Genomic DNA, 22,787 nt, shown 5'->3' with positions numbered 1-22,787 from the left:
GCTAACATTCGTCCATGCCGCATACCACCACGACTCCGCCCGCATTGCAGGATGGCGACCTGCTGGCCGCCATCGACCTTGGCTCCAATAGTTTCCACATGGTCATCGCGCGCTACACGCTCGGCCAGCTGCGGGTGATCGACCGCCTGCGCGAGACGGTGCGGATGGCCGACGGGCTGGATGGCAAGGGCGGACTCTCCGCAGCGGCCCGCCAGCGTGCGCTGGAGTGCCTGGCCCGCTTCGGCCAGCGCATCCGCAACGTGCCACCGCACCGGGTGCGCGCACTGGCCACCAACACCGTGCGCCAGCTGCGCTCGCCGCAGTCGTTCCTGGTCCCGGCCGAGACCGCTTTGGGGCACGCCATCGAAGTGGTCAGCGGTCGCGAAGAAGCGCGCCTGATCTACCTCGGTGTCGCCCATGCACAACCGCCCAAGCCGGGCGAGCGCCGGCTGGTGATCGACATCGGCGGCGGTTCCACCGAGTTCATCATCGGCATGGGCATGCAGACCCTGGAGCGCGAAAGCCTGCAGGCCGGCTGCATCGCCAGCACCCGCCGATTTTTCCCCGGCGGCAAGCTGAGCAAGAAGCGCTGGAAGGACGCGCTGGCCGAGATCGGCCGCGAGTTCCAGCCCTTCGCCAGCAAGTACCGCGCGCTGGGCTGGCAGGAAGCATTGGGTTCTTCAGGCACGCACAAGGCGATCAGCGAGATCTGCGCGACGATGAAGCTGAGCAAGGGCGCGATCACCGCCGAAGCCCTGCCACAGCTGCGCGACGAACTGCTGAAAGCCAAGAAGATCGACGACATCCAGTTGCCGGGCCTGTCCAGCGACCGGCGCCCGATCATCGCCGGCGGCATCCTGGTGCTGGAAGCGGCCTTCCAGGCCCTGGGCCTGCAGAAGCTGCTGGTCAGCAAGGCGGCGATGCGCGAAGGCATCCTGTATGACATCGTCGGCCGTGCCGGCGAGAACGATCTGCGTGACGAGTCGGTGGCTGCGCTCAGCCAGCGCTATGGCATCGACATGGCGCAGGCCGACCGCGTGCAGGAGACCGCACTGTCACTGCTGGAGCAGGTGCAGGAGCAGTGGAAACTGGATGCCGACGATGCCCGCATGCTGGGCTGGGCCGCACGCCTGCACGAGCTGGGCCTGATGATCGCGCACAGCGGTTACCACGTGCACGGCAGCTACGTGCTGGAACACTCGGACATCGCTGGTTTCTCGCGGCAGGAACAGCAGATGCTGGCCGCGCTGGTGCGCAGCCACCGCCGCAGCATCACCAAGACCGCCTTCGATGCCCTGCCCGAGCGCCTGCTGCTGACCGCACGCCGGCTGGCCGCCCTGTTGCGCCTGGCGGTGCTGCTCAACCGCGCGCACGAGGACGCCCCGCTGCCAGCGCTGGAACTGACTGCCGACGACAACCGGCTGTCGCTGATCGTGCCGCAGGCATTCATCGATGCCCGCCCGTTGCTGCGCGCCGACCTGATCGGCGAGACCGACGGCATCGCCGGGCTGGGCATCCAGTTCCGTCCGTTCGTGGCCTGATCCCCCCGGGACGACGCTCGTCCCGCGCGCCAATTCGCGCTGCGTCGCAACATCGCATCCCCTGGATGCGACGGGTATTGCCGTCGCAAGTCCCGGTTTTTCCTCACATATCCGTCACGCCGATGACATGGGAGGAAATATTTCGACATAGACCCTTTACAACCTCTTAACTATCGAGACTAGTATCGGAACACCGGCGCAGTTCGGCTGGGCCATTGGATGCCTTCCTTGGGTATCTCCGTACGTCTTTGAGAGAGAGAGAACGTAATGACTTCACGTACCGTGTTGGGCAAGGCGATTGCCCACGCCCTGGTGACGACCACCGCTCTGGCCGCCGTGCCGGCGTTCGCCCAGGATGCCGGCAGCGCCTCGCCGACCAATCTGGATCGCATCGAGATCACCGGTTCGCGCATCCGCCAGGTCGATGTGGAAACCGCCCAGCCGGTGCTGGCGCTGACCCGCGTCGAGATCGAACGCCAGGGCTTCAGCTCGGTGGCCGACATCCTGCAGAACGTCACCGCGATGGGCAGCCCGGCCATCAGCCGCGCCAATGCGCTGAGCGCGGGCGAAAACACCGGCGGCACCTACATCGACATGCGCAACCTGGGCGCGCAGCGCACCCTGGTGCTGGTCAACGGCAAGCGTCTGGGCATCAGCACCTCGGGCCTGCAGGACGTGTCCTCGCTGCCGGTGTCGGCGGTGGAGCGCATCGAAGTGCTGAAGGATGGCGCTTCGGCCATCTACGGTTCCGACGCGATGGCCGGCGTGGTCAACATCATCACCCGTTCCAACGTCAACGGCGTGACCGCCAACGTCTACCACGGCCAGTACAGCGAAGGCGACGGCGCCCGTGACCGCTTCGACGTGGTCGGCGGCTGGAGCAATGATCGCGTGTCGCTGACCCTGGCACTGGAACACTCCGAGGAAAAGAGCGTCTGGGCCAAGGACCGCTGGTTCAGCAAGTACGGCGTGAGCGACCGCCACCCGAACGATCCCTCCAACTGGACCACGCTGAGCCAGTGGGGCCAGTTCACCGGCCTGAAGGGTGGCCCGGGCTGCACCAACACCAGCCAGGGTTGCGGCTACTCGCTCAACCGCGGCGCTGACCCGACCAACCCGGCCAACTACCACCTGACCGACGCGACCCCGTTCACCGGCGACGTCAGCAACGCCAACGAGCAGATGCACGTGATGTATCCGCTCAAGCGTGATTCGGTGTACTTCGACGGCCGCTTCAAGATTACCGACCAGGTCAACCTGCGCACCGAATTCGGCTACAACAAGCGTTCGGCCGAGCGCCAGATCGCAGGCTACCCCCTGCAGTCCAGCTCGGTGTCGATCTCGGGTGACCCGACCGCCACCGGCCTGATGTCCAAGGACAGCTATTTCAATCCGTTCGGCAACCAGCACGGTTATGCCAAGCCAACCGACGTGGCCTGGAACCGCCGTACCTGGGAAATCCCGCGTGTAAGCACCAGCGAACTGAAGACCTACCGTGCGGTCGTGTCGCTGGATGGCACCTTCGAGATCGGTCAGCGCTACTTCGACTGGGATGTGGGCTACCAGTACAACCGCAACGAGCTGACCGCCACCGCTACCGGCAACCTGCACAAGAAGCGCGTGCGTGACGCCGTGGGTCCGTCGTTCCTGGATCCGGCCACCGGCAAGGTGGTCTGTGGCCGTCCGGGTGCGGTGATCGACGGCTGCATGCCGTGGAACCCGCTGGTGCCGTACGGCAAGACCGATCCCAACGGACTGACCGGCAATGAAGCCCTGATGGCCTGGCTGTTCCCGGCCGAGCGGACCACCGGCCGGACCACCACCAAGAACGCATTCGCCAACCTGTCCGGCAGCATCATGACCCTGCCGGCCGGCGACCTGGGCTTCGCCTTCGGCGTGGAAAGCCGCAAGGAAGACGGGCGCTACACCCCCGACGCCCTGGCCCAGACCGGCGCCACCACCAACCTGGCCGCAGGCCCGACCGGTGGCAGCTACAACGTGAAGGAAGCCTACCTGGAACTCAGCGTGCCGGTGCTGGCCGATCTGCCCGGTGCGCGTGAGCTGAGCTTCAGTGCCGCCACCCGCTATTCCAAGTACAACACCTTCGGCAACACGCTCAACAGCAAGTTCGGCTTCAAGTGGAAGCCGATCGACCAGCTGCTGGTCCGCGGTACCTGGGCCGAAGGCTTCCGCGCACCGACCATCAACGACCTGTACGGTGGCGGTTCGGAAACCTTCGCGCAGTTCAGCGACCCGTGCGACACCGTGTTCGGCTCGGCCAAGGGCAGTGCTGAAGTCCGCTCGCGCTGTGCACGTGACATCGCCAATGCTGCCAACTTCCGCCAGCTGAAGCAGGGCAATGTCCCGGTGACCACGGCGCAGGATGCAACCCCGACGCCGTTCGTGTCCGGTTCCAATCCGCTGCTGGTTCCGGAAACCTCGACCAGCAAGACGCTGGGCCTGGTGTGGAGCCCGACCTTCATCAGCAACTTCAACGTCGCGCTGGACTGGTGGAAGATCCGCATCGACAACACCATCGTCGGTGACAGCCCGAACCAGATCCTGAAGGATTGCTACGAGCAGGGCATCGAAGCACGCTGCAGCCGCTTCACCCGCGACCCGTCCAACGGCATCGTCACCGGCCTGAAGTTCGGCAACCGCAACGCCGGCTTCGCCGAGACCGAAGGTTACGACCTGGATGTCAGCTACCGCGTCGACACCGGCTACGGCAAGCTGAGCGCTGGCTGGACCAGCACCTATGTAAGCAAGAACGTCTATCGCTCCACCAACGATGTCCGCGATGCGATCACGCCGATCAACGGCGTTGCAAACACCATCGGCACCGCCACCAGCCTCGCCTTCCGCGTGCGCTCGAACCTGGTGCTGGGCTGGGATGTGGGCGACTTCGGCGTCAGCTGGACGGCGCGCTACTACTCCGGGGTGAAGGAGCGCTGCGCCAATGCCAGCCTGTATCCGGACGAATGCTCGGATCCGACCTTCCTGGCGCCGTGGCTGAAGGCGCCGACCGCCTACAACGAGCGCGGTGCAGTGACCTTCCACGATGTGCAGTTCCGCTACAACCTGCCGTGGGACGCCACCGTGTCGGTGGGCGCCAACAACGTGTTCGGCAAGGAAGCCCCGGTGATGTACAGCAAGCCGAACTCGTCGTTCTCCTACTACGGTGGCTACGACATCGGACGCTTCATGTACATGAAGTACCAGCAGCGCTTCTGATCCATCGCGCTGTCATCTGCAACAGGAACCACGGCCCCTCGGGGCCGTGGTTTTTTCTTGCCCACGGGGGCCGGCACCGGCGTCATCTGGCGGTCGCAAAGCCGTCATGTCCACTACATCGCCATGGCCGAGCATGCCGGAAACCCGGAGGCCCGCCATGCGCTATGCCATCGTCACCGAGACCTATCCGCCGGAAGTGAACGGCGTTGCCCTCACCGTGCAGGGCCTGGAGCAGGGACTGCGTGATTCCGGGCATGAAATCGACCTGGTCCGGCCACGCCAGGCCAGCGAAGCACTGGACTCGGCACCGGGCACCCTGCTGGTGCCGGGCGCCGCGCTGCCCCGCTACCCCGGCCTGCGCTTTGGCCTGCCGGCGCCGATCCGGCTGGGCCGCCATTGGCAGCAACAGCGTCCAGACGCCGTCTACGTCGCTACCGAAGGCCCGCTGGGCTGGTCTGCACTGCGTACCGCACGCCGTCTCGGCATCCCGGTCGCCAGTGGCTTCCACACGCGCTTCGACGAGTACCTGCCCGACTACGGCGTGGCCTGGCTGCAGGCCGCCGCGATGCGCTGGATGCGTCGCTTCCACAATCAGGCCGATGCCACCCTGGTGCCCACCCGCGAGCTTCAGCAGTTCCTTGGCGAACAGGGTTTCGAGCGCGTGCGCCTGCTGGCGCGCGCGGTCGACAGCCAGCAGTTCGATCCAGGCAGGCGCGACCCGGCACTGCGCGAGGAATGGGGCGTGGACGGCAACGGCCTGGTGGCGATCTACGTTGGCCGCATCGCCGCGGAAAAGAACCTTGGCCTGGCTGTAAAAGCGTTCCGCAAGCTGCAGCAGATCCGGCCGAAGGCACGCTTCGTGTGGGTGGGCGATGGCCCTGCACGCGAGAAGCTGGCGCACGAGAATCCCGACTTCATCTTCTGCGGCATCCAGCGAGGCGAAGCGCTTGCACGGCATTTCGCCAGCGGTGACCTGTTCCTGTTCCCCAGCCGCAGCGAGACCTTCGGCAACGTGACTCTGGAAAGCATGGCCAGTGGTGTAGCCACCGTGGCCTTCGATTATGGCGCCGCGCGCGAGTACCTGCGCAACGGCGAGAATGGCGCTGCAGTGGACAATGACGAGCAGTTCATCGAGGCTGCCGTGCGGATGGCGGCCGATGATGCACAACGCCAGATGCTGGGCAGCACAGCCGCGCGCGCGATGAAGCGCCTGCATCCACAGCAGGTGGTCGCGGAATTCGATGCGCTGCTGGCCGAACTGGCCCACTCGCGGAGGAGCGGCCATGCGCACCACGCGGCTTGAACTGCTGGCCGACCGCGAAGCGCGCCTGTGCCGGCGCGCCAACCACTACTGCCGGCGCCGCCGCGTGCGTCGCCTGTTCTCGGTCATCAGCCGCCTCGGCGATGGCGTGTTCTGGTACGTGCTGATGGGCGCGCTGGTGCTGCTGGATGGCTTCGATGGCCTGCGCGCGTCGGTGCACATGGCGGCCACCGGGCTGGCCGCGCTGCTGCTGTACAAGGGCCTCAAGCGCTGGACCCGGCGCCCGCGCCCGTATGCGGCCGACCTGCGCATCCGCGCCTGGGTGGCGCCGCTGGACGAGTTCAGCTTCCCCTCCGGCCACACCCTGCACGCGGTGTCGTTCACCATTGTGGCGCTGGCCTACTACCCGTGGCTGGCGCCGCTGCTGGTGCCGTTCACCGCTGGCGTTGCGCTGTCGCGGGTGGTGCTCGGCCTGCATTACCCCAGCGACGTGCTGGCCGCGACGGGCATCGCAGTGCTGCTGGCGTCGGCCAGCCTGGCCTGGCTGCCGCTGCCGGTGTGACGGCCGCCGCCGGGCATGGCCCGGCGCTACCGTCATCGTGGATGGCCTAGAATGCAGGCATGACCACGCTGTTCATTTCCGACCTGCACCTGGACCCCAGCCGTCCGGAGATCACCGACCTGTTCCTGCGCTTCCTGCGCGAGCAGGCGCCCGGCGCTGATGCCCTGTACATCCTCGGCGACCTGTTCGAAGCCTGGATCGGCGACGACACGCCCTCGCCTGCCGCCGACGCGGTGGCCGATGCGCTGAAGGTGCTGTCCGACAGCGGCGTGCCGGTGTACTTCATCCGCGGCAACCGTGATTTCCTGCTCGGCGAGGACTACGCACGCCGTGCCGGCCTGCGCATCCTGCCCGACCCGTGCATGATCGAGCTGTACGGCCGCCCGGTGCTGCTGCAGCACGGTGATCTGCTGTGCACCGATGACATCCCCTACCAGCAATTCCGTGCGCAGACGCGCGACCCTGCCTTTCAGGCGCAGTTCCTGTCACAGCCGCTGGCGGCACGCATCGCTTTCGCGCAGAAGGCCCGCGACGCCAGCCAGGCGCGCCAGTCCGAGATGAAGCAGGACGACCGTGCGCAGTTCGAGTCGGTGACCGACGTGGCCCCTGCCGAAGTCGAGGCCACCTTCGTCCGCCACGGGGTGGACACCATGATCCATGGCCATACCCACCGCCCGGCAATCCACACGCTGCAGGCCGGTGGACGCGGCTGTACCCGCATCGTTCTGGGTGACTGGTACGAACAGGGTTCGGTGCTGCGCGTGGATGCCGACGGCTGGTCGCTGGATACCCTGGCGCGCGGCTGATAACCACGGCGCGGGAATCCGCGGCCGCGCAAGGCGACCGCGGACAGTACGGACTCAGCGGAAGGCCGCGATGGTGGCCTTGGTGTTGACCAGCACGCGCTGGTTGTCGGCGGTGCTGGCATTGCCCATCGGGATGCCGTTGTAGCTGATGTTGGGGTTGGACCAGTAGTTCAGGCGCGGGCAGCTGCGGGTGCAGTTGTAGGCCATGATCGTGCGCCAGCCGGTGCCGGTGGCCGGCTCGTAGCGGTAGCCGTGGCCATAGGCATAGGGCGAGGTGCTCGAGTCGGTGGCGATGTCATGCCGCGCACTCTGCAGATGGCCGATCTCGTGTGCGAACGAGTAGTAGCCGGTCGCGCAATCCCAGTACACCGCCGCGAACGCGGTCGATGCCGTCGAGCCGATACCCGAGGCCAGGCCGCAGTAGGCGGTGTTGTTGATCAGCAGCACGCCCACATCGGCGGCGGTGGTGTTGCGACTGGTGTGGATGCTGTCCATGTAGCCATCGCTGGTGCCACGGAAGCGCGCCAGGTCGGTATCAAAGCTGCCCGACTCGGTGTAGCTGGTGGTCTCGTAACCGGCCAGCTGCATGGTGATGCCGACGTTGCTGTTGACGTAGCCCTGGTTGGATTCGGCCACCGCCAGCTGCACCAGCGACTGCATGTTGCCGCCGTAGGCCGCCACCGCGGCATTGGTCGCCACCACCAGGACACGGATCGTCGCGGGACTACCGGACGAGGCCTGCGCGATGCCGATGCGATCGTTGTCGCCCATCGGGATCTTCGGCAGCTGATTGTAGTCAGCCGGATGATCGGCCGGCATCCGCGACTCATCCACCTCCACCAGCACATGGCGGTTGCCCAGCGGGCGCAACCGGTACAGCTTGCCGTCCTTGCGGATCGAACCGGTGATGGTGTTGCCCGAGCGCACCAGGATCAGCGAGTTGCCAGGATCGTCCTGTCCGTTGGAGGTCGCCGCGGTCAGCTTGTCCGAAGGCGAGCGGAACTGGCCGTACCAGATGCTGCCACCATCGGGCAGCGCCTCGAGCTTGCTGCGCACGGCCTGCACGCGCTGGCCAAGCAGCTCGAACTCCAGTTGCGGCTGCGCAGTGGCCGCTGCGTCGACACGGACTTCCTGCACCGTCGCAGTGGACGGGGTGGCCAGCAGCTTGCCCAGCGCGGGCTCACTGTTTGCCGATGCGCGGCTGATGACCGTCACCGGCTCGAACAACGGTGCCGCATGCGCGGCCGCTGCCACCGACAAACCCAACACCAGGCCACCTGCCGCTTTGCCAATCGATCTGGACAACATTGCGTCGCTCCTTGAATGATGTGAACAGCGTTGATGCAGCACGCCCGGGTTTGCCGGGTCTGGCCATATGGCCTGCGCGGGTCGTGTGAATTCAATAGTTGATGCGAATGAAAATCAGGAATTGTGATCAACCGCATCTGCGTTCAGTCAGGTCAAAAGCGTCACTGCACATCGTAAACACACTCTTTTCGCGCTACTTTGACGCAGCCACGACGGGGAATGCACATGGCACGATCGCAGGACACGGACGAAGATGTCGGCTTGCTGCGGATCGGCCTGTTCTTCGATGGCACCCGTAACAATGCTCACAACCTGGCCCGCGGCCGGCCGCAGCAACCGCATCCACGCCCGGTGCAGCTGCGCGCGGATGATGATTCGACCTACCAGAGCCGGCTGACCAGCAGCTACGACAACGGTGAGACCAACATCGCCCGGCTGCAGCAGCTGTATCCGGACAGCCGCCGCGATGCCGTGGCCATGCCCTCGCTGTCGATCTATGTGGAAGGGGTCGGCACCCGCGATGATGCCGATGACGATCTGATCGGGCTGGCCTTCGGCATCGGTGCCAGCGGCGTGCGTGCGAAGGTGCAGCGCGCGCTGCAGGTGCTGCTGCCGGCTGCGCTTGCCGGGCTGGCCGCGCGCTGGCGACAGCCGCTGCGCCGCGTGCAGCTGGATCTGTTCGGCTTTTCGCGGGGCGCTGCCGCGGCGCGTGATATCGCCAACCAGCTGCAGGGCTGGGACGGTTCACGCTGGCGCCAGCTGCTGCAGGGGGCGGGCCTGGCCTGTGCCGCCGACTTCGCCCCCGCGGTGCCGGTCGTGCGCTTCATCGGCCTGTTCGACACCGTGGTTGCGGTCAGTGGCGGCCGCGCCGATGAACAGCCACGCCTCGCTCTGCACAGTGGCATCGCCGCGCACGTCGTGCAGCTCACCGCGCGCGACGAACATCGCCAGCACTACCCGCTGACCAGCGTGGCACCGCCGTTCACCGAGATCGCCCTGCCCGGGGTGCATGCCAACATCGGTGGCGGTTACAACCAGCTCGAGGAAGGCCCCAAGCTGCTCAGCCGACCACGGCGGCAGCAGCTGCGTCGTCCCGCCGTTGCTGACTACCAGATACCGCCGCTGGCGATGCTGCAGGCCACCACCGCCTACGCTGAAACGCAGGCCGATGCCGAGCGCTGGCGACAGCAGCTCGGCGTCGGCGACAAGGAAATCTGGGTGGATGTCTGGCACCAATGGCAGCAGCAGCGCCGGGCCGGCAGCCGCAGCGTGCTGCTGTCCCCGGTGCTGTACGTCACCGCCGCCGTAGTGCTGCGCAGGCGCATCGACTGGCGCTACCAGCTGATCGCCCTGCAGGTGATGCAGCAGCATGCGATCGATGCCGGCGTGCAATGGCGTGCGCAGGCCGCTGCGGTCCAGGGCTGGGAACTTCCCTCCGCCCTGCAGCCGATCGCGCGTCGTCTGGTGGCCGGGCAGGCACTGACCCAGACCCAGGAAGCGCTGCTGCGCCGTCGCTACCTGATGCAGTCGGCACACTGGAATTTCGATGCCCTGGGCGATACCGCACTGACCTACGCCGCCGACGCCGGCGTCAGCGAACTGCCGTATCGACCGGGCCCCGGACTGTTCTACATCAACCGGCCGACCGTGGATGGCAAGCGCGTGGTGCTGCCGAACGCATGAAAAAGGGGACGGAGGGAATTAAGTCGCTTGTGCCATAAGCGACTTAATTCCCTCCGTCCCCTTTTTCTCAGCCGGCCTGCTCGACCAGGTTGGCGAGCTCGTCGGCATCGAAGCCGGCCAGCAGGCGTGCTTCGATGTTGAACGGCCCATGCAGGTAGCCGCCCGCGTACTCCAGCAGCAGCTCCTTGAAACGCGCGCGGCTCGACACCGGCGCGTTCGCAGTGCCAGCGATACCAGCGCGATCCGGCTGCGACATGCGCGACTTCCTCGCGCAGGATCACTTCCAGCACATCGGCGGTTTCGCCATCGCCGACATTACGCAGCTTTTCGATCATGCCCGGGGTCACGTCCAGGCCGCGCGCTTCCAGCACGCGCGGCACCAGCGCCATGCGTGCCAGGCCGTCATGCGCGGTCTTCTCGCACATTTCCCACAGGCCGTTGTGCGCAGGGAAGTCAGCGTAGTCATGACCGTGCACCTGCAGACGCCCACGCAGCAGCATGAAGTGCCGCGATTCGTCGTCGGCACAACTGACCCAGTCGGCGTGGAACGCCGGCGGCAGGCCGCGGAAGCGGTACACCGCATCCCAGGCCAGGTCGATCGCGTTGAGTTCGATGTGGGCAATGGCGTGGATGAAGGCGGCACGCCCCTCCACGCCGCCCAGTCCGCGCCGCGGCACTTCACGCGGATGCACCAGCCGCAGCTGCGCTGGCCGGCCCGGCATGCGGATCGGCTCCGGCGGCGGTGCATCAGCGGCCACCTTCAGGCGGCCGGCACGGAACGCGGCGGCACATGCCTGGGTCAGCGCGACCTTGCGCAGCGGATCGGCTTCGGCCAGGCACCGCTGCGCGGCGCGCAGCAGGTCGCCTCCAACGTCGGGCACGTCCATCACGCCTGGACCTCAGGCGCGGCGCTTGTGCTTGGCGTCGTCCGAACGCAGTTGCTGGATGCGCTCGAAATAGCCCGGTTCGATGCCGGTCGGGTAATGACCGTTGAAGCAGGACGAATCGAAGTTGCGCAGCGCCGGGTTGCCTTCGCTCACCGCCGCTTCCATGTCTTCCAGATCCTGGTAGATCAGCCAGTCACAGCCCAGGTGGGCTTCGATTTCTTCCACCGTGCGGTTGTGCGCGACCAGTTCTTCGGCGGCCGGCATGTCGATGCCGTAGATGTTCGGGAAACGCACCGGCGGCGCGGCGCTGGCCAGGTAGACCTTGCGTGCACCCGCATCGCGGGCCATCTGCACGATCTGCTGGCTGGTGGTGCCGCGCACGATCGAGTCGTCCACCAGCAGCACCACGCGGTTGCGGAACTCCAGGTGGATCGGGTTGAGCTTGCGGCGCACCGACTTCACCCGCTCGCCCTGCCCCGGCATGATGAAGGTACGGCCGATGTAGCGGTTCTTGATGAAGCCTTCGCGGTACTTCACCCCGAGCACGTTGGAGATCTCCAGCGCGGCATCGCGCGAGGTATCCGGGATCGGGATGATGGTGTCGATGTCGTGGTCCGGGCGCAGTCGCAGGATCTTCTCGCCCAGCTTGATGCCCATGCGCATGCGCGCCTTGTGCACCGAGACGTTGTCGATCATCGAATCCGGTCGCGCGAAGTACACGTATTCGAAGATGCACGGGGTGTGCTCGGCCGGCTCGGCACAGATTTCCGAGAACAGCTCGCCGCGCGCGGTAATCACCAGCGCCTCGCCCGGCTGCACGTCACGCACGCGCTGGAAGCCCAGCACGTCCAGCGCCGCGGACTCGGAAGCGACGATGTACTCATCGCCCTCGGCGTGGCTGCGCTTGCCCAGCACCAGCGGACGGATGCCATGCGGATCGCGGAAGGCGACCAGGCCCAGGCCGAGCACCACGCTGACCACCGCGTAGCCGCCCTTGCAGCGGCGGTGCACGCCGGCCACCGCGCGGATCGCGGCTTCCGGGCTGAGCTGGCGCTGCGCGTCCAGTTCGAACGCGAACACGTTCAGCAGTACTTCGCTGTCCGAATCGGTGTTGACGTTGCGGCGGTCCTGCTCGAACACCTGCTGGCGCAGCGCCTCGGTATTGATCAGGTTGCCGTTGTGGGCCAGCGCGATGCCGTAGGGCGAGTTGACGTAGAACGGCTGTGCCTCGTCCATGCCTTCCGAACCGGCAGTGGGGTAGCGCACATGCGCAATGCCAACACTGCCTTCCAGGGTCGACATGGTGCGCGCATCGAACACATCGCGGACCAGGCCGGTGGCCTTCTGCACGCGCAGGCGGCTGCCGCTGGCGGTGGCGATACCCGCCGCGTCCTGGCCACGGTGCTGGAGGACGGTCAACCCGTCATACAACTGCCCGGCGACGTTCTGGTTGCCGACGATTCCGACGATGCCACACATGGTGCGAGGTCTCCGCTGGGCTGTGCCCAGTTACAAGGAAGGTGGCCGTACCTGGCCGCGGTGGTCGCCGCGCCCGCGGTCGACATTGGCCGGATCGCCCGGCTCGATACTGTCCGGCAGTGCAGGAGCGTCCGGGCGCACTTCGGCCGGATCGTGGGAATCGCCCTGTTCCGCTTTCGCAGGCCGCAGCCATCCGCTGCCTGCCACTACCTGGTTGAGGATGCCATTATCGCCTGCCTCGCCCGGCTTTCCCAACCCGGCGCCGGCGTTCTTCCCCAACTCCATCAATGCAGATGGGGACAGCGCCTCGGTCGGCAAGGCCCTGGGCAGCAGATCGGCGCCCGGAACCTGCCAGTGCGGCAGCTTGCTGTTCATCCAGGCCACGGTCGGGTTCAGCAGCGGCCGGACCGCCGAGCGCTGCCAGGAGGGTTCGGCGGTCAGCGGGGTGAAGCCGCCCAGTAGCAGAAGGATCGCAGCGATCAGGCCGCCACGCACCACGCCCAGTACCCCACCCAGCAGGCGGTCCAGGCTGGTCAGCATGCTGCGCTGGACCAGGGCCTTGATGATCATGCCGATCACCGCCACCACGATCATCACGCCGATGCCGACCCCCAGGTAGCCGCCGACGAAGTGTTCGCCGCCCGGGGCGGCCGGCGCCGCCCACCAGTGGGCCGCGTCATTGCCGAAGGCAAAGGCGGCCCATGCGGCCAGCAGCCACGACAGGGTACCGATGACGATCCCGACGAAGCCGCGCAGCATCCCCAGCAGGGTCGAGGCGGCGATCACGATCAGCAGGACCACGTCGATCATGGCGCCCCGCTCCTTCGGCGGCGCTGGCAACGGGCCTGCGCGGGGGTCATGGGTGCGGTCGGACCATGCCCGCCACACCCACCTTGGCAGCGACCTGCGCCTTCAGCTGCTCGGCATCGGCGCGGTTGGCCACCGGCCCGACGCGGACGCGATGCAGGGTGCCCTTTTCGGTGCGCACCTGCTCGACGAAGGCACTGAAGCCGGCGGCGCGGACCTTGTCGCGCAGCGCGTTGGCATCGTTGGCCTGGCCGAACGCACCCAGCTGCACGGCAAAGCCGACGCCGCTGGCAGCAGGTGCCGCCGGTGTGGCCGGGGCTGTCGCCGGCTTGCTGGTCGTCGCCTCGGGCTTCGGCTCGGGTTTGGCTTCCGGCTTCGCCGCCTCGGGCTTCGGCGCCGGCTTCGGCGGTTCCGGCTTGGCTGCCGGAGTCGTGGTGGCGGTCGGCGTGCTCGGCGGCAGGCTCTCGCTGCGCACCGGGTTGCCATTGGCCGACGGCGCAGTGGCTGCGGCCGGTGTGCTGGCACTCGGTGCAACCGGGGCCGGGGTCGCGGCGATCGCGGCACTGTTGGCTGCAGGCGCATCCAGGGCAATGACTTCGGCCTTGACGTCGGCGCGGATCTTCACCGCCTGCAGGCGTGCCGCCTCGGCCTGGGCGCGGTCCGCATACGGCCCGACGCGCACGCGCCACGCCTGACGGCCGTTGATGGTGGCCGTCTCGGCGAAGCCCGGCAGCTGCGAGCGCTTCAGGTAGGCAATCACCGCATCGGCGTCGGCCTTGCTGCCGTAGGCGCCGAAGGTGACCGCATAGTTGCCGGCGGCAACCGTCGGCGAGGTGTCCACGGTCGGCGGTGACGCGGGCGTTGCAGCGTCCTGCAACGGCCTGGCCTGGCCGGTCTGCAGCCCGGTGGCGCCGCCTGCCGGAGCGACCAGCGGCAGCTCGCGGGTTTCGAACTGGCCATCGGCCGGCGCATTGGGCGCGGCGATCGGCACATTGGCGACACCGCTGTCAGGTGCCGGCCCCTTGACCAGCATCGGCAGGAAAATCACGGCCAGCGCCACCAGCACGATGGCACCAATCAGACGCTGTTTCAGGGGCGTATCCACGTGAGGCAGGCAACTGTCCGGAGATTGCCATGGATTATACGGGTGCCGGACCGGACGGCGTCGGCGTTGGCTGAACGCAGATCAGGCGTCGCTGTTCAACCAGTGCAGGGCGGCCGCAGCGGTATGGAAGGAGCCGAACACCAGCACGCGGTCGCCACGTCCGGCCTGCGCCAGCACCTGTGCCAGCGCCTGCTCGACGCTGCCGGCCCGTGCTGCCGTGGCGGCCACGGTACCGGCAAGGCGCGCCTGCAGCTGGGCAGCATCCTGCCCACGCGGGCCATCCAGCCCGGCCAGGGTCCACTCGCCCACCACGTCCTGCAGGGCCTGCACCACGCCCACTGCGTCCTTGTCCTGCAGCGCGGCGTATACCGCCAGGGTGCGCCCGGGGGATACCTCGGCCTTCAATGCGCGCGCCAACTGGCCCGCGGCCTGCGGGTTGTGGCCGACATCGACCCGGATCTGCACGCCATTCCGCTCGAAGGCCTGCATCCGGCCCGCGATGCGCGCCGCAGCGATACCGGCTGCCCAGGCGGCACGCGGCACCGGCTTGTCCAGCGCGCGCAGCGCGGCGATGGCGGCGCCGGCGTTGGCCAGCTGGATCGGGCCGGCCAGGGCCGGGGTCGGCAGTTCCATGCGCATGCCGACATCACGCCAGCGCCAGCGCTGGGCATCGATCGGTTCGTAGAAGTAGTCGCTGCCGCCGCGGATCGCATTGGCACCCACCAGATAGGCACGTGCGAGCACGCTCGACGGCGGGTCGGTCTCGCCCAGGATCACCGGCTTCCAGCCGCGGATGATGCCGGCCTTCTCTGCGCCGATCGCTTCGCGATCCTCGCCCAGCCACTCGGCATGGTCGATGTCCACGGTGGTGATCACCGCGACGTCGGCATCGACGATGTTGACCGCATCGAGACGGCCACCCAGGCCCACTTCCAGCACCGCCAGATCCAGCCCGGCAGCGGCGAACAGCCACAGTGCAGCCAGCGTGCCGTACTCGAAATAGGTCAGCGTGATGTCGCCGCGCGCCGCTTCAATGGCGTTGAACGCGGCGACCAGCGCCGCATCGTCCACGTCCTGGCCGTCGATGCGCACGCGCTCGTTGTAGCGCAGCAGGTGCGGCGAGGTGTACGCGCCGACCTTCCAGCCGGCGGCACGCGCGATGGCTTCGATGAAGGCCACGGTGGAACCCTTGCCATTGGTGCCACCGACCACGATGGTGCGCTTGGCCGGCGCGTCCAGTCCCATCGCCGTGGCCACGGCGCGCACGCGCTCCAGGCCCATGTCGATGGTCGCCGGATGCTGGCGTTCAATGTAGTCCAGCCAGTCGGCCAGGGTGGTCGGGGTGTTCGTCACGGCAGCAGTTCCAGCAGAAGCAGTTGATGCGAAAGGGTGGATCAGAGGGCGCGGTGCTTGGCTTCGCCGAAGAACGGCGTGTGATGGGCGCAGTCGTTCAGGCGCACCACTTCCAGGCTGTCCAGGTCGGCGCCTTCAAGCAGGTTGAGCGTGGTCGGGGCCTGGCGGAAGGTCCACAGGCGGGAGATCGGCAGGCCCAGCACCTTGCACAGGATCACGCGGTTGACTGCGTCATGGGCGACCACCAGCAGGGTGTCGTGCTCGCCGAGCCCTTCGGTGGCGCGGGCCAGGCCGCGCCAGCTGCGTTCCAGCACCAGCCGCAGCGATTCGCCGCCGGGCATCAGCACGGTATCCGGCTCCTCGCGCCAGGCCTGCAGGCGCGACGGGTCCTTTTCGTGGATCTCGCTGGCCAGCAGCCCTTCCCATTCGCCATGGGCGATTTCCTGCAGCTCCGGCTCGGTCAGCAGCATGTCGGCGCGGGCTGCGCCAAGCGCCAGCTGCGCGGTGCGCTGCGCGCGCGACAGCGGCGAGGCGACGGCACGGGTGATGTCCACCGAGGCCAGGCGGGCACCGAGTGCCTGGGCCTGGGCTTCACCGATCGGCGAAAGCGGAATGTCGATCTGGCCCTGGTAGCGGCCTTCGGCGTTCCACGGCGTTTCGCCGTGGCGGGCAAGCAGGATGCGCATGCGTGCAAGGGGTCCTGGGGGGAGGAGGTTCCCGCGCTTCGTTCACATCCTGTGAAGTACGCGGAACACGGATGATACCCGTTCGGCGCACCGGGCCGGGCCGGGCATGAAAAAACCCCGCGACGTGGGTCGCGGGGTTTCGATGTCTCCTGGCCATTCCCGCCGAGCATGGCTCGGCGCTACAACCGGCGGTCCCCGCTCGCGCGGGGACGGCGGATCTTATTTGGCCAGGTTCAGTTCCTTCAGCAGCTCCGGTGCCGGTGCCACTTCCTGCATGATCCACTGCATGTAGCGGCTGTCGACCGCGATCATGCGGGTCATCACCGGATCGAACACCCAGTTGGAGCTGACCGATTCCCAGTTGCCGTCGAAGGCCAGGCCGACCAGCTTGCCGTTCGCATCCAGCACCGGCGAGCCGGAGTTGCCGCCGGTGATGTCCAGGTTGGACAGGAAGTTCACCGGTACCGAGCCGACGCGCTTGTCTTCCAGGCCGCCGTAGCGCTTGGCCTTGACCGCGTCGAGCAGGGCCTTGGGCGCATCGAACGGATCCACGCCGGTGTCCTTGGCGACGATGCCTTCCAGTGTGGTGAACGGGGTGTAGGCCACGCCGTCCTTGGGCGCATAGCCCATCACGTTGCCGAAGGTGATGCGCAGCGACAGGTTGGCATCCGGGTAGACGAACTCGCCCTGGCTCTTCTTGTAGTCGGCCAGTGCCTGCAGGTACAACGGACGCGCGGTCAGCGATTCGCCTTCGCGGATCTTCTTCTGCTCTTCCTGCTTCAGCAGCGATGGCATGATCGCCACCGCGTACTGGATGGCCGGATCGGTGCTGGCTTCGAACGCGGCGCGGTCGGCCTTGAACCACTTCAGGCGCGCGTCCAGGCTGCCCAGCTCGGTGCCCGACAGCTTGCTCACCAGCGCCTTCACTGCGTTGGCATCGCTGCCGCCGAGCCAGGTGTTCAGCACGTCGTTGTTGCGCTGCGCGGCCGGCAGGGCGACGTACTGGTCCAGCCAGTAGGTCTGCAGCTGCTGGTCCATCTTCGCCACATAGCGGCGATCCATCTGCTTCAGGCCACCTTCCAGGGTCGGCAGGTCGCGCTGCTGGTAGCCGACTTCACGCTCGGCATCCGGCTTGGTGCGCTCGATCGACAGGCGGTACAGGCCGATGGCGGCGCTGACCGCCGAGGTGTTGTTGAACTGGCCGACGAACAGGTCACGCTCGCGGGTCGCCTTGCTGGCGTCCAGGTGCTTGATCAGCTGCGCGTGTGCGGCCAGGGCCGGCTTGCCGGCGGCGCCCTGCTTCTTCAGCCAGGCCAGCACGGCGGCTTCTTCAGCCTGCTTCTGGCCAGCGGCGTCGATGCGCTTGAAGCCTTCCAGCTGGCCGGCATAGTTCTTGGCCACGTTGTTCATGCTGGCCGCGGTGGCGGCGTACTTCACCTTGACGTCGGCGTCGGCCTTGCCGGCCTCGTCGATCATCTTCAGCACCGCGTTGTAGTGCCTGGCGATGGTCGGGTAGGTCCAGCTGGCGGTTTCGTTGAACTCACCGGCCAGCGCGTAGCGATTGGTGCGGCCCGGATAGCCGGCCACCATCACGAAGTCGCCGGCGCCCAGCGGCTGGTCGGTGAACTTCAGGAAGTGCTTGGGCTGGTACGGCACGTTGTCGGCCGAGAACGCGGCCGGCTTGCCGTCCTTGCCAACGTAGGCGCGGTAGAACGAGAAGTCGCCGGTGTGGCGCGGCCACATCCAGTTGTCGACGTCGCCGCCGTACTTGCCGACGCTGCCCGGGGGCGCGTAGACCAGGCGCACGTCCTTGATTTCCATGTTGCGGAACAGGCGGTAGGTGTTGCCACCGGAGAAGGTGTACAGGCGGCAGCGGAAGCCTTCCTCGGCTTCACAGGCGGCGACCTGGGCCTTGTCGAAGGCGTCCAGCGCGCGGCTGCGGGCCAGCGGATCGTTGCCGGCAGCGGCAATGGCGGCCTTGGCCTGGGCGGTGACGTCGGTGATCTGGTCGAGCACGTAGACACGCGCGTTCGGGCCGGCACTCAGCTCATCGCTGTGCTTCGGGGCGTTGAAGCCGTCCTTGATCAGGTTCTTCTGCGCGGTCGAGTTCAGCTGGATCGCGCCGTAGGCACAGTGGTGGTTGGTGACCACCAGGCCCTGCGGCGAAACGAAGCTGGCGGTGCAGCCGCCAAGCGCGACCACGGCGCCCATCGGGTCGCCGGTGAGATTGGACAGCTGCTCCGGGGACAGCTTCAGGCCGGCCTTCTGCAGCGGGCCGGCGATTTCCGGCAGCTGCTGCGGCACCCACATGCCTTCAGCGGCATGGGCGACCTGGACCAGCCCAAGGCTGGCGACGATGGAGAATGCAAGCAGGTTCGAGCGCATGGAGCGGCCCCTGGTAGTGGAACCCTCGATTGTAGCCCGCCCCCCTGCCCCGCCCCGAACCCCGGAAGTCATGGGCCGGGCGCACCGGCGCCCCGGCAGCAGCCAACCCTGGTTGGCACTCACGCATCCGCCGGGCCATATGCCCGGCGAGCACAGCGGCCACGTTCGAAATACCCCCCGGCGTACGCCTTTCGTTCCGCCATTGCACCCGCAGCGCAACATGGGAAATCCGCGCGGCGCCCTATAATCCGCGCTTTCCCCCTGACGAGTTCCACCCCGATGGCGCAGCAAACGATGAAGGCCCTGGTCAAGCGCGAAGCGGCCAAGGGCATCTGGCTGGAAGAGGTTCCGGTGCCGACCCCGGGCCCGAACGAGGTGCTGATCAAGCTGGAGAAGACCGCGATCTGCGGTACCGACCTGCACATCTACCTGTGGGACGAGTGGAGCCAGCGCACCATCAAGCCGGGCCTGACCATCGGCCACGAGTTCGTCGGCCGCATCGCCGCGCTCGGCTCGGCGGTGACCGGCTATGAAATCGGCCAGCGCGTCTCGGCCGAAGGCCACATTGTCTGCGGCCACTGCCGCAACTGCCGTGGCGGTCGCCCGCACCTGTGCCCGAACACCGTCGGCATCGGCGTCAACGTCAACGGCGCCTTCGCCGAATACATGGTGATGCCGGCCAGCAACCTGTGGCCGATCCCCGACCAGATCCCGTCGGAACTGGCCGCGTTCTTCGACCCGTATGGCAACGCCGCGCACTGCGCACTGGAATTCAACGTGATCGGTGAGGACGTGCTGATCACCGGCGCGGGCCCGATCGGCATCATCGCCGCCGGCATCTGCAAGCACATCGGTGCACGCAACGTGGTGGTGACCGACGTCAACGACTTCCGCCTGAAGCTGGCCGCCGACATGGGCGCGACGCGCGTGGTCAACGTCGCCAACCAGTCGCTGAAGGACGTGATGAAGGAACTGCACATGGAGGGCTTCGACGTGGGCCTGGAAATGAGCGGCAACCCGCGTGCGTTCAACGACATGCTCGACTGCATGTACCACGGCGGCAAGATCGCCATGCTCGGCATCATGCCCAAGGGCGCCGGCTGCGACTGGGACAAGATCATCTTCAAGGGCCTGACCGTGCAGGGCATCTACGGCCGCAAGATGTACGAGACCTGGTACAAGATGACCCAGCTGGTGCTGTCCGGCTTCCCGCTCGGCAAGGTGATGACCCACCAGCTGCCGATCGACGACTTCCAGAAGGGCTTCGACCTGATGGAGCAAGGCAAGGCCGGCAAGGTGGTATTGAGCTGGAACTGATCCATCGTGCCTTCGGCACGTTGAATCAGTCCGCGCATGTTTCCTTATCCCCGCGCCGTTGGCGCGCCCCCTTGAACAACAAGGGGGCTCTCCCCCAGCCGGGATCAGGAACACTGCGGAACTGAAAAAGGCGCCCGATGGGCGCCTTTTTCGCAAAGCGTGCCAGGCAAGCCTGGCACCTACCGTAACGCCTGCGGCGTTACTTGCCGACCGCCACGGTCAGCAGCACGCGGCTGTGTGCGAGCTTGCCGGAGTTGTCGCGGCCATTGCCGTCGGTGCCGTAGTAGCCCAGGCCGACATTGAACAGGCCGAACTGGCGGCTGACGCCGACGTTCCAGTCGGTGTAGTCCTTGGCCAGGCCCTTCTCGAAGCTGCTGCGGCCGACATTGGCGTTCAGCGTGAAGTCCTGCGGCAGGCCCCACTGGCCACCGACACCGTAGTACCAGCCGTCGGTGCCGCTGTTCCACTGGTCGTTGGTGTAGGCCACGGTCAGCTTGTAGGTCTCGTCCAGCGTGGTGGTGGTGACCAGCTCGTTGTAGTTCTGGCTGCTGGCGCCGAGGTAGGTGTAGCGGTTCAGCAGCACGTCGAAGTTGACGCGCGGGGTGACGTCCACGCCGTAGCCGATCTGGTAGTCGATCTCGGTGTTCGGGTCGCCCGGTCCGAAGTCCACGCCCGAACCCCAGACACCGGCGTACAGGCCGACCGGCGAGGTGTAGGTGAAGCCCGCCTGCAGGGTCGGCTTTTCGTCGGTCTGCGACACGCCGCGGAACAGGTAGTCCGACACCGCCGTGACATTCCAGCTGTAGGGCGATTCGTTGTCCTGGGCGCTGGCGGCGAACGGCGCGAGGGTCAGGGCGGCGGCAATGGCGAGGCAGGCACGGGCGTGCTTCATGGGCGTCTCCGAGGGTGGCGGGGGCGGGAAGGGGGAGGAGGCAACCGGCGCCAGACAGGCGTGGTTCACGAATTTTTAACCCGTTTGCTATTGCGATGCAACATGTGCCGGCCGTGGCGGTGCCCTGCCCGGCCCGGTCGATGGCCATCGTTGCCCGGTAGAATCGGCGGTTTCCCCGTGCTGAGCCGTGCCCACGCCATGACCGACGCCTCCTCCGCCCTGACCCGCCACTACGCCGAGGAACTGGACGCCATCCGCGCCCAGGGCCTGTTCAAGTCCGAGCGGATCATCACCAGCCCGCAGTCGGCCGAGATCACCCTCGACGACGGCCGCAAGGTGCTGAACTTCTGCGCCAACAACTACCTGGGCCTGGCCGACCATCCGGACCTGATCCAGGCCGCCAAGGATGCACTGGATACCCACGGCTTCGGCATGGCCTCGGTGCGCTTCATCTGTGGCACCCAGGACCTGCACAAGCAGCTGGAGAAGCAGATCGCCGACTTCTTCGGCAAGCAGGACACCATCCTGTATGCGGCCTGCTTCGACGCCAACGGTGGCCTGTTCGAGCCGCTGCTCGGCGAGAACGACGCGATCATCTCCGACTCGCTGAACCATGCTTCGATCATCGACGGCGTGCGCCTGTGCAAGGCCAAGCGCTTCCGCTACGCCAACTGTGACATGGCCGACCTGGAAGCCCAGCTGCAGGCCGCCGATGCCGCCGGCTGCAAGACCAAGCTGATCACCACCGATGGTGTGTTCTCGATGGACGGCTTCATCGCGCCGCTGGACGAGATCACCGCGCTGGCGAAGAAGTACAACGCACTGGTGCACATCGACGAATGCCATGCCACCGGCTTCCTCGGCGCCACCGGCCGTGGCTCGGCCGAGGTCAAGGGCGTGCTGGAGAAGATCGACATCATCACCGGCACCCTGGGCAAGGCCATGGGCGGTGCACTGGGCGGCTTCACCTGCGCCAGCGCCGAGGTGATCGAACTGCTGCGCCAGCGCTCGCGCCCGTACCTGTTCTCCAATTCGCTGCCACCGCACGTGGTCGCCGCCGGCATCAAGGCGTTCGAGATGCTGGCCGCCGCTGACGACCTGCGCGGCACGCTGGCCGAGAACACCGCCTACTTCCGCGAGAAGATGACCGCCGCCGGCTTCGACGTGAAGCCGGGCGTGCATCCGATCAGCCCGGTGATGCTGTACGACGCGCCACTGGCACAGAAGTTCGCCGAGCGCCTGCTCGAAGAAGGCATCTATGCGATCGGCTTCTTCTTCCCGGTAGTGCCCAAGGGCCAGGCCCGCATCCGCACCCAGATCAGTGCGGCACACAGCCGCGAGCACCTGGACCGCGCGATCGATGCCTTCACCCGCATCGGCGTCGAGCTGGGCGTGATCAGGGGCTGATCATGGCCGGGGTCGGATCCCTTTCCTGCGGAAAGGGTTCCGCCCCAATCAGAGCGTGCCGACCAAGGTCGGCA

Annotated in this window: 16 protein-coding genes and 1 pseudogene; 8 read left to right on the top strand and 9 right to left on the bottom strand. The window is 67.0% G+C overall.

The genetic code is table 11. The features are described from left to right. Window positions 1-14: 14 nt before the first annotated feature. From ppx to lpxH, 5 genes are all read left to right on the top strand, one after another. Window positions 15-1,541, top strand: coding sequence for an exopolyphosphatase (ppx, locus tag N440_RS02035; RefSeq protein ID WP_133933920.1), 1,527 nt, complete (start codon window positions 15-17; stop codon window positions 1,539-1,541). Window positions 1,542-1,808: 267 nt separating this feature from the next. Continuing rightward, the gene (locus N440_RS02030; protein WP_133933919.1) at window positions 1,809-4,775 is read left to right on the top strand and encodes a TonB-dependent receptor; all 2,967 of its coding nucleotides are present in this window, start codon (window positions 1,809-1,811) and stop codon (window positions 4,773-4,775) included. A gap of 157 nt (window positions 4,776-4,932) precedes the next feature. Beyond that, window positions 4,933-6,078 carry a glycosyltransferase family 1 protein gene (locus tag N440_RS02025; RefSeq protein WP_133933918.1) on the top strand — a complete coding sequence of 382 codons (1,146 nt, stop codon included), beginning with the start codon at window positions 4,933-4,935 and terminating at the stop codon, window positions 6,076-6,078. After that, complete coding sequence (locus N440_RS02020) at window positions 6,059-6,598, top strand: phosphatase PAP2 family protein (RefSeq protein WP_004154533.1); 540 nt, start codon at window positions 6,059-6,061, stop codon at window positions 6,596-6,598. Before N440_RS02025 ends, N440_RS02020 begins: the two co-directional genes overlap by 20 nt. A gap of 59 nt (window positions 6,599-6,657) precedes the next feature. Then, window positions 6,658-7,404 (top strand): UDP-2,3-diacylglucosamine diphosphatase, encoded by a 747-nt coding sequence (gene lpxH / locus N440_RS02015; RefSeq protein WP_049457311.1) that lies wholly within the window; start codon window positions 6,658-6,660, stop codon window positions 7,402-7,404. Window positions 7,405-7,458: 54 nt separating this feature from the next. On the opposite strand, the gene N440_RS02010 is transcribed toward lpxH, so the two are convergent. Next, a complete protein-coding gene (locus tag N440_RS02010; protein WP_133933917.1) occupies window positions 7,459-8,712 on the bottom strand; it encodes a M12 family metallo-peptidase in 1,254 nt (417 codons plus the stop codon). Between the two features lie 225 nt (window positions 8,713-8,937). Between N440_RS02010 and N440_RS02005 the strand changes: the two genes are divergently transcribed. Continuing rightward, window positions 8,938-10,395, top strand: a complete 1,458-nt coding sequence (locus tag N440_RS02005; protein ID WP_133933916.1) for a DUF2235 domain-containing protein — start codon at window positions 8,938-8,940, stop codon at window positions 10,393-10,395. Between the two features lie 67 nt (window positions 10,396-10,462). Here the strand turns inward: N440_RS02005 and N440_RS02000 are convergent. The 7 genes and pseudogenes from N440_RS02000 to N440_RS01970 all read right to left on the bottom strand — a co-directional run bounded on the left by N440_RS02000 (window position 10,463) and on the right by N440_RS01970 (window position 19,097). Further along, window positions 10,463-11,282 (bottom strand): annotated as a pseudogene (locus N440_RS02000) (ferritin-like domain-containing protein). A gap of 12 nt (window positions 11,283-11,294) precedes the next feature. Next, window positions 11,295-12,761: an amidophosphoribosyltransferase gene (purF, locus tag N440_RS01995; RefSeq protein ID WP_008265108.1), complete on the bottom strand. Its 1,467-nt coding sequence runs from the start codon at window positions 12,759-12,761 to the stop codon at window positions 11,295-11,297. 30 nt (window positions 12,762-12,791) lie between these two features. Continuing rightward, complete coding sequence (locus N440_RS01990) at window positions 12,792-13,571, bottom strand: CvpA family protein (protein ID WP_133933915.1); 780 nt, start codon at window positions 13,569-13,571, stop codon at window positions 12,792-12,794. Between the two features lie 46 nt (window positions 13,572-13,617). Continuing rightward, complete coding sequence (locus N440_RS01985) at window positions 13,618-14,673, bottom strand: SPOR domain-containing protein (RefSeq protein WP_133933914.1); 1,056 nt, start codon at window positions 14,671-14,673, stop codon at window positions 13,618-13,620. A gap of 81 nt (window positions 14,674-14,754) precedes the next feature. Beyond that, window positions 14,755-16,026: a bifunctional tetrahydrofolate synthase/dihydrofolate synthase gene (gene folC / locus N440_RS01980; RefSeq protein ID WP_133933913.1), complete on the bottom strand. Its 1,272-nt coding sequence runs from the start codon at window positions 16,024-16,026 to the stop codon at window positions 14,755-14,757. A 41-nt stretch (window positions 16,027-16,067) separates the two neighbouring features. Then, window positions 16,068-16,712 carry a histidine phosphatase family protein gene (locus N440_RS01975; RefSeq protein ID WP_008268389.1) on the bottom strand — a complete coding sequence of 215 codons (645 nt, stop codon included), beginning with the start codon at window positions 16,710-16,712 and terminating at the stop codon, window positions 16,068-16,070. 219 nt (window positions 16,713-16,931) lie between these two features. Then, window positions 16,932-19,097 carry a S46 family peptidase gene (locus tag N440_RS01970; RefSeq protein WP_133933912.1) on the bottom strand — a complete coding sequence of 722 codons (2,166 nt, stop codon included), beginning with the start codon at window positions 19,095-19,097 and terminating at the stop codon, window positions 16,932-16,934. A 294-nt stretch (window positions 19,098-19,391) separates the two neighbouring features. Here N440_RS01970 and tdh point away from each other — a divergent pair, with 294 nt between their 5' ends. Then, window positions 19,392-20,414 carry an L-threonine 3-dehydrogenase gene (gene tdh, locus N440_RS01965; protein ID WP_008267065.1) on the top strand — a complete coding sequence of 341 codons (1,023 nt, stop codon included), beginning with the start codon at window positions 19,392-19,394 and terminating at the stop codon, window positions 20,412-20,414. Window positions 20,415-20,613: 199 nt separating this feature from the next. On the opposite strand, the gene N440_RS01960 is transcribed toward tdh, so the two are convergent. Then, the gene (locus N440_RS01960; RefSeq protein WP_133933911.1) at window positions 20,614-21,306 is read right to left on the bottom strand and encodes a TorF family putative porin; all 693 of its coding nucleotides are present in this window, start codon (window positions 21,304-21,306) and stop codon (window positions 20,614-20,616) included. A gap of 198 nt (window positions 21,307-21,504) precedes the next feature. On the opposite strand from N440_RS01960, the gene kbl reads away from it, so the two are divergent. After that, on the top strand, window positions 21,505-22,713 hold the full coding sequence (gene kbl / locus N440_RS01955) for a glycine C-acetyltransferase (protein ID WP_133933910.1): 1,209 nt from the start codon (window positions 21,505-21,507) through the stop codon (window positions 22,711-22,713). Window positions 22,714-22,787: the final 74 nt, after the last annotated feature.

Origin of the sequence: Stenotrophomonas sp. CC22-02 (assembly GCF_004365115.1) — a bacterium.
In the GTDB taxonomy this organism is placed as follows: Bacteria; Pseudomonadota; Gammaproteobacteria; order Xanthomonadales; family Xanthomonadaceae; genus Stenotrophomonas; species Stenotrophomonas forensis.
This window is presented reverse-complemented; position numbering and strand designations above follow the sequence as displayed.

Excerpts from the sequence above, each read along its gene's own strand:
- ppx (WP_133933920.1), top strand. The coding sequence starts at position 15 with ATGCCGCATACCACCACGACTCCGCCCGCATTGCAGGATGGCGACCTG.
- N440_RS02030 (WP_133933919.1), top strand. The coding sequence starts at position 1,809 with ATGACTTCACGTACCGTGTTGGGCAAGGCGATTGCCCACGCCCTGGTG.
- N440_RS02025 (WP_133933918.1), top strand. The coding sequence starts at position 4,933 with ATGCGCTATGCCATCGTCACCGAGACCTATCCGCCGGAAGTGAACGGC.
- N440_RS02020 (WP_004154533.1), top strand. The coding sequence starts at position 6,059 with ATGCGCACCACGCGGCTTGAACTGCTGGCCGACCGCGAAGCGCGCCTG.
- lpxH (WP_049457311.1), top strand. The coding sequence starts at position 6,658 with ATGACCACGCTGTTCATTTCCGACCTGCACCTGGACCCCAGCCGTCCG.
- N440_RS02010 (WP_133933917.1), bottom strand. The coding sequence starts at position 8,712 with ATGTTGTCCAGATCGATTGGCAAAGCGGCAGGTGGCCTGGTGTTGGGT.
- N440_RS02005 (WP_133933916.1), top strand. The coding sequence starts at position 8,938 with ATGGCACGATCGCAGGACACGGACGAAGATGTCGGCTTGCTGCGGATC.
- purF (WP_008265108.1), bottom strand. The coding sequence starts at position 12,761 with ATGTGTGGCATCGTCGGAATCGTCGGCAACCAGAACGTCGCCGGGCAG.
- N440_RS01990 (WP_133933915.1), bottom strand. The coding sequence starts at position 13,571 with ATGATCGACGTGGTCCTGCTGATCGTGATCGCCGCCTCGACCCTGCTG.
- N440_RS01975 (WP_008268389.1), bottom strand. The coding sequence starts at position 16,712 with ATGCGCATCCTGCTTGCCCGCCACGGCGAAACGCCGTGGAACGCCGAA.
- N440_RS01970 (WP_133933912.1), bottom strand. The coding sequence starts at position 19,097 with ATGCGCTCGAACCTGCTTGCATTCTCCATCGTCGCCAGCCTTGGGCTG.
- tdh (WP_008267065.1), top strand. The coding sequence starts at position 19,392 with ATGAAGGCCCTGGTCAAGCGCGAAGCGGCCAAGGGCATCTGGCTGGAA.
- N440_RS01960 (WP_133933911.1), bottom strand. The coding sequence starts at position 21,306 with ATGAAGCACGCCCGTGCCTGCCTCGCCATTGCCGCCGCCCTGACCCTC.
- kbl (WP_133933910.1), top strand. The coding sequence starts at position 21,505 with ATGACCGACGCCTCCTCCGCCCTGACCCGCCACTACGCCGAGGAACTG.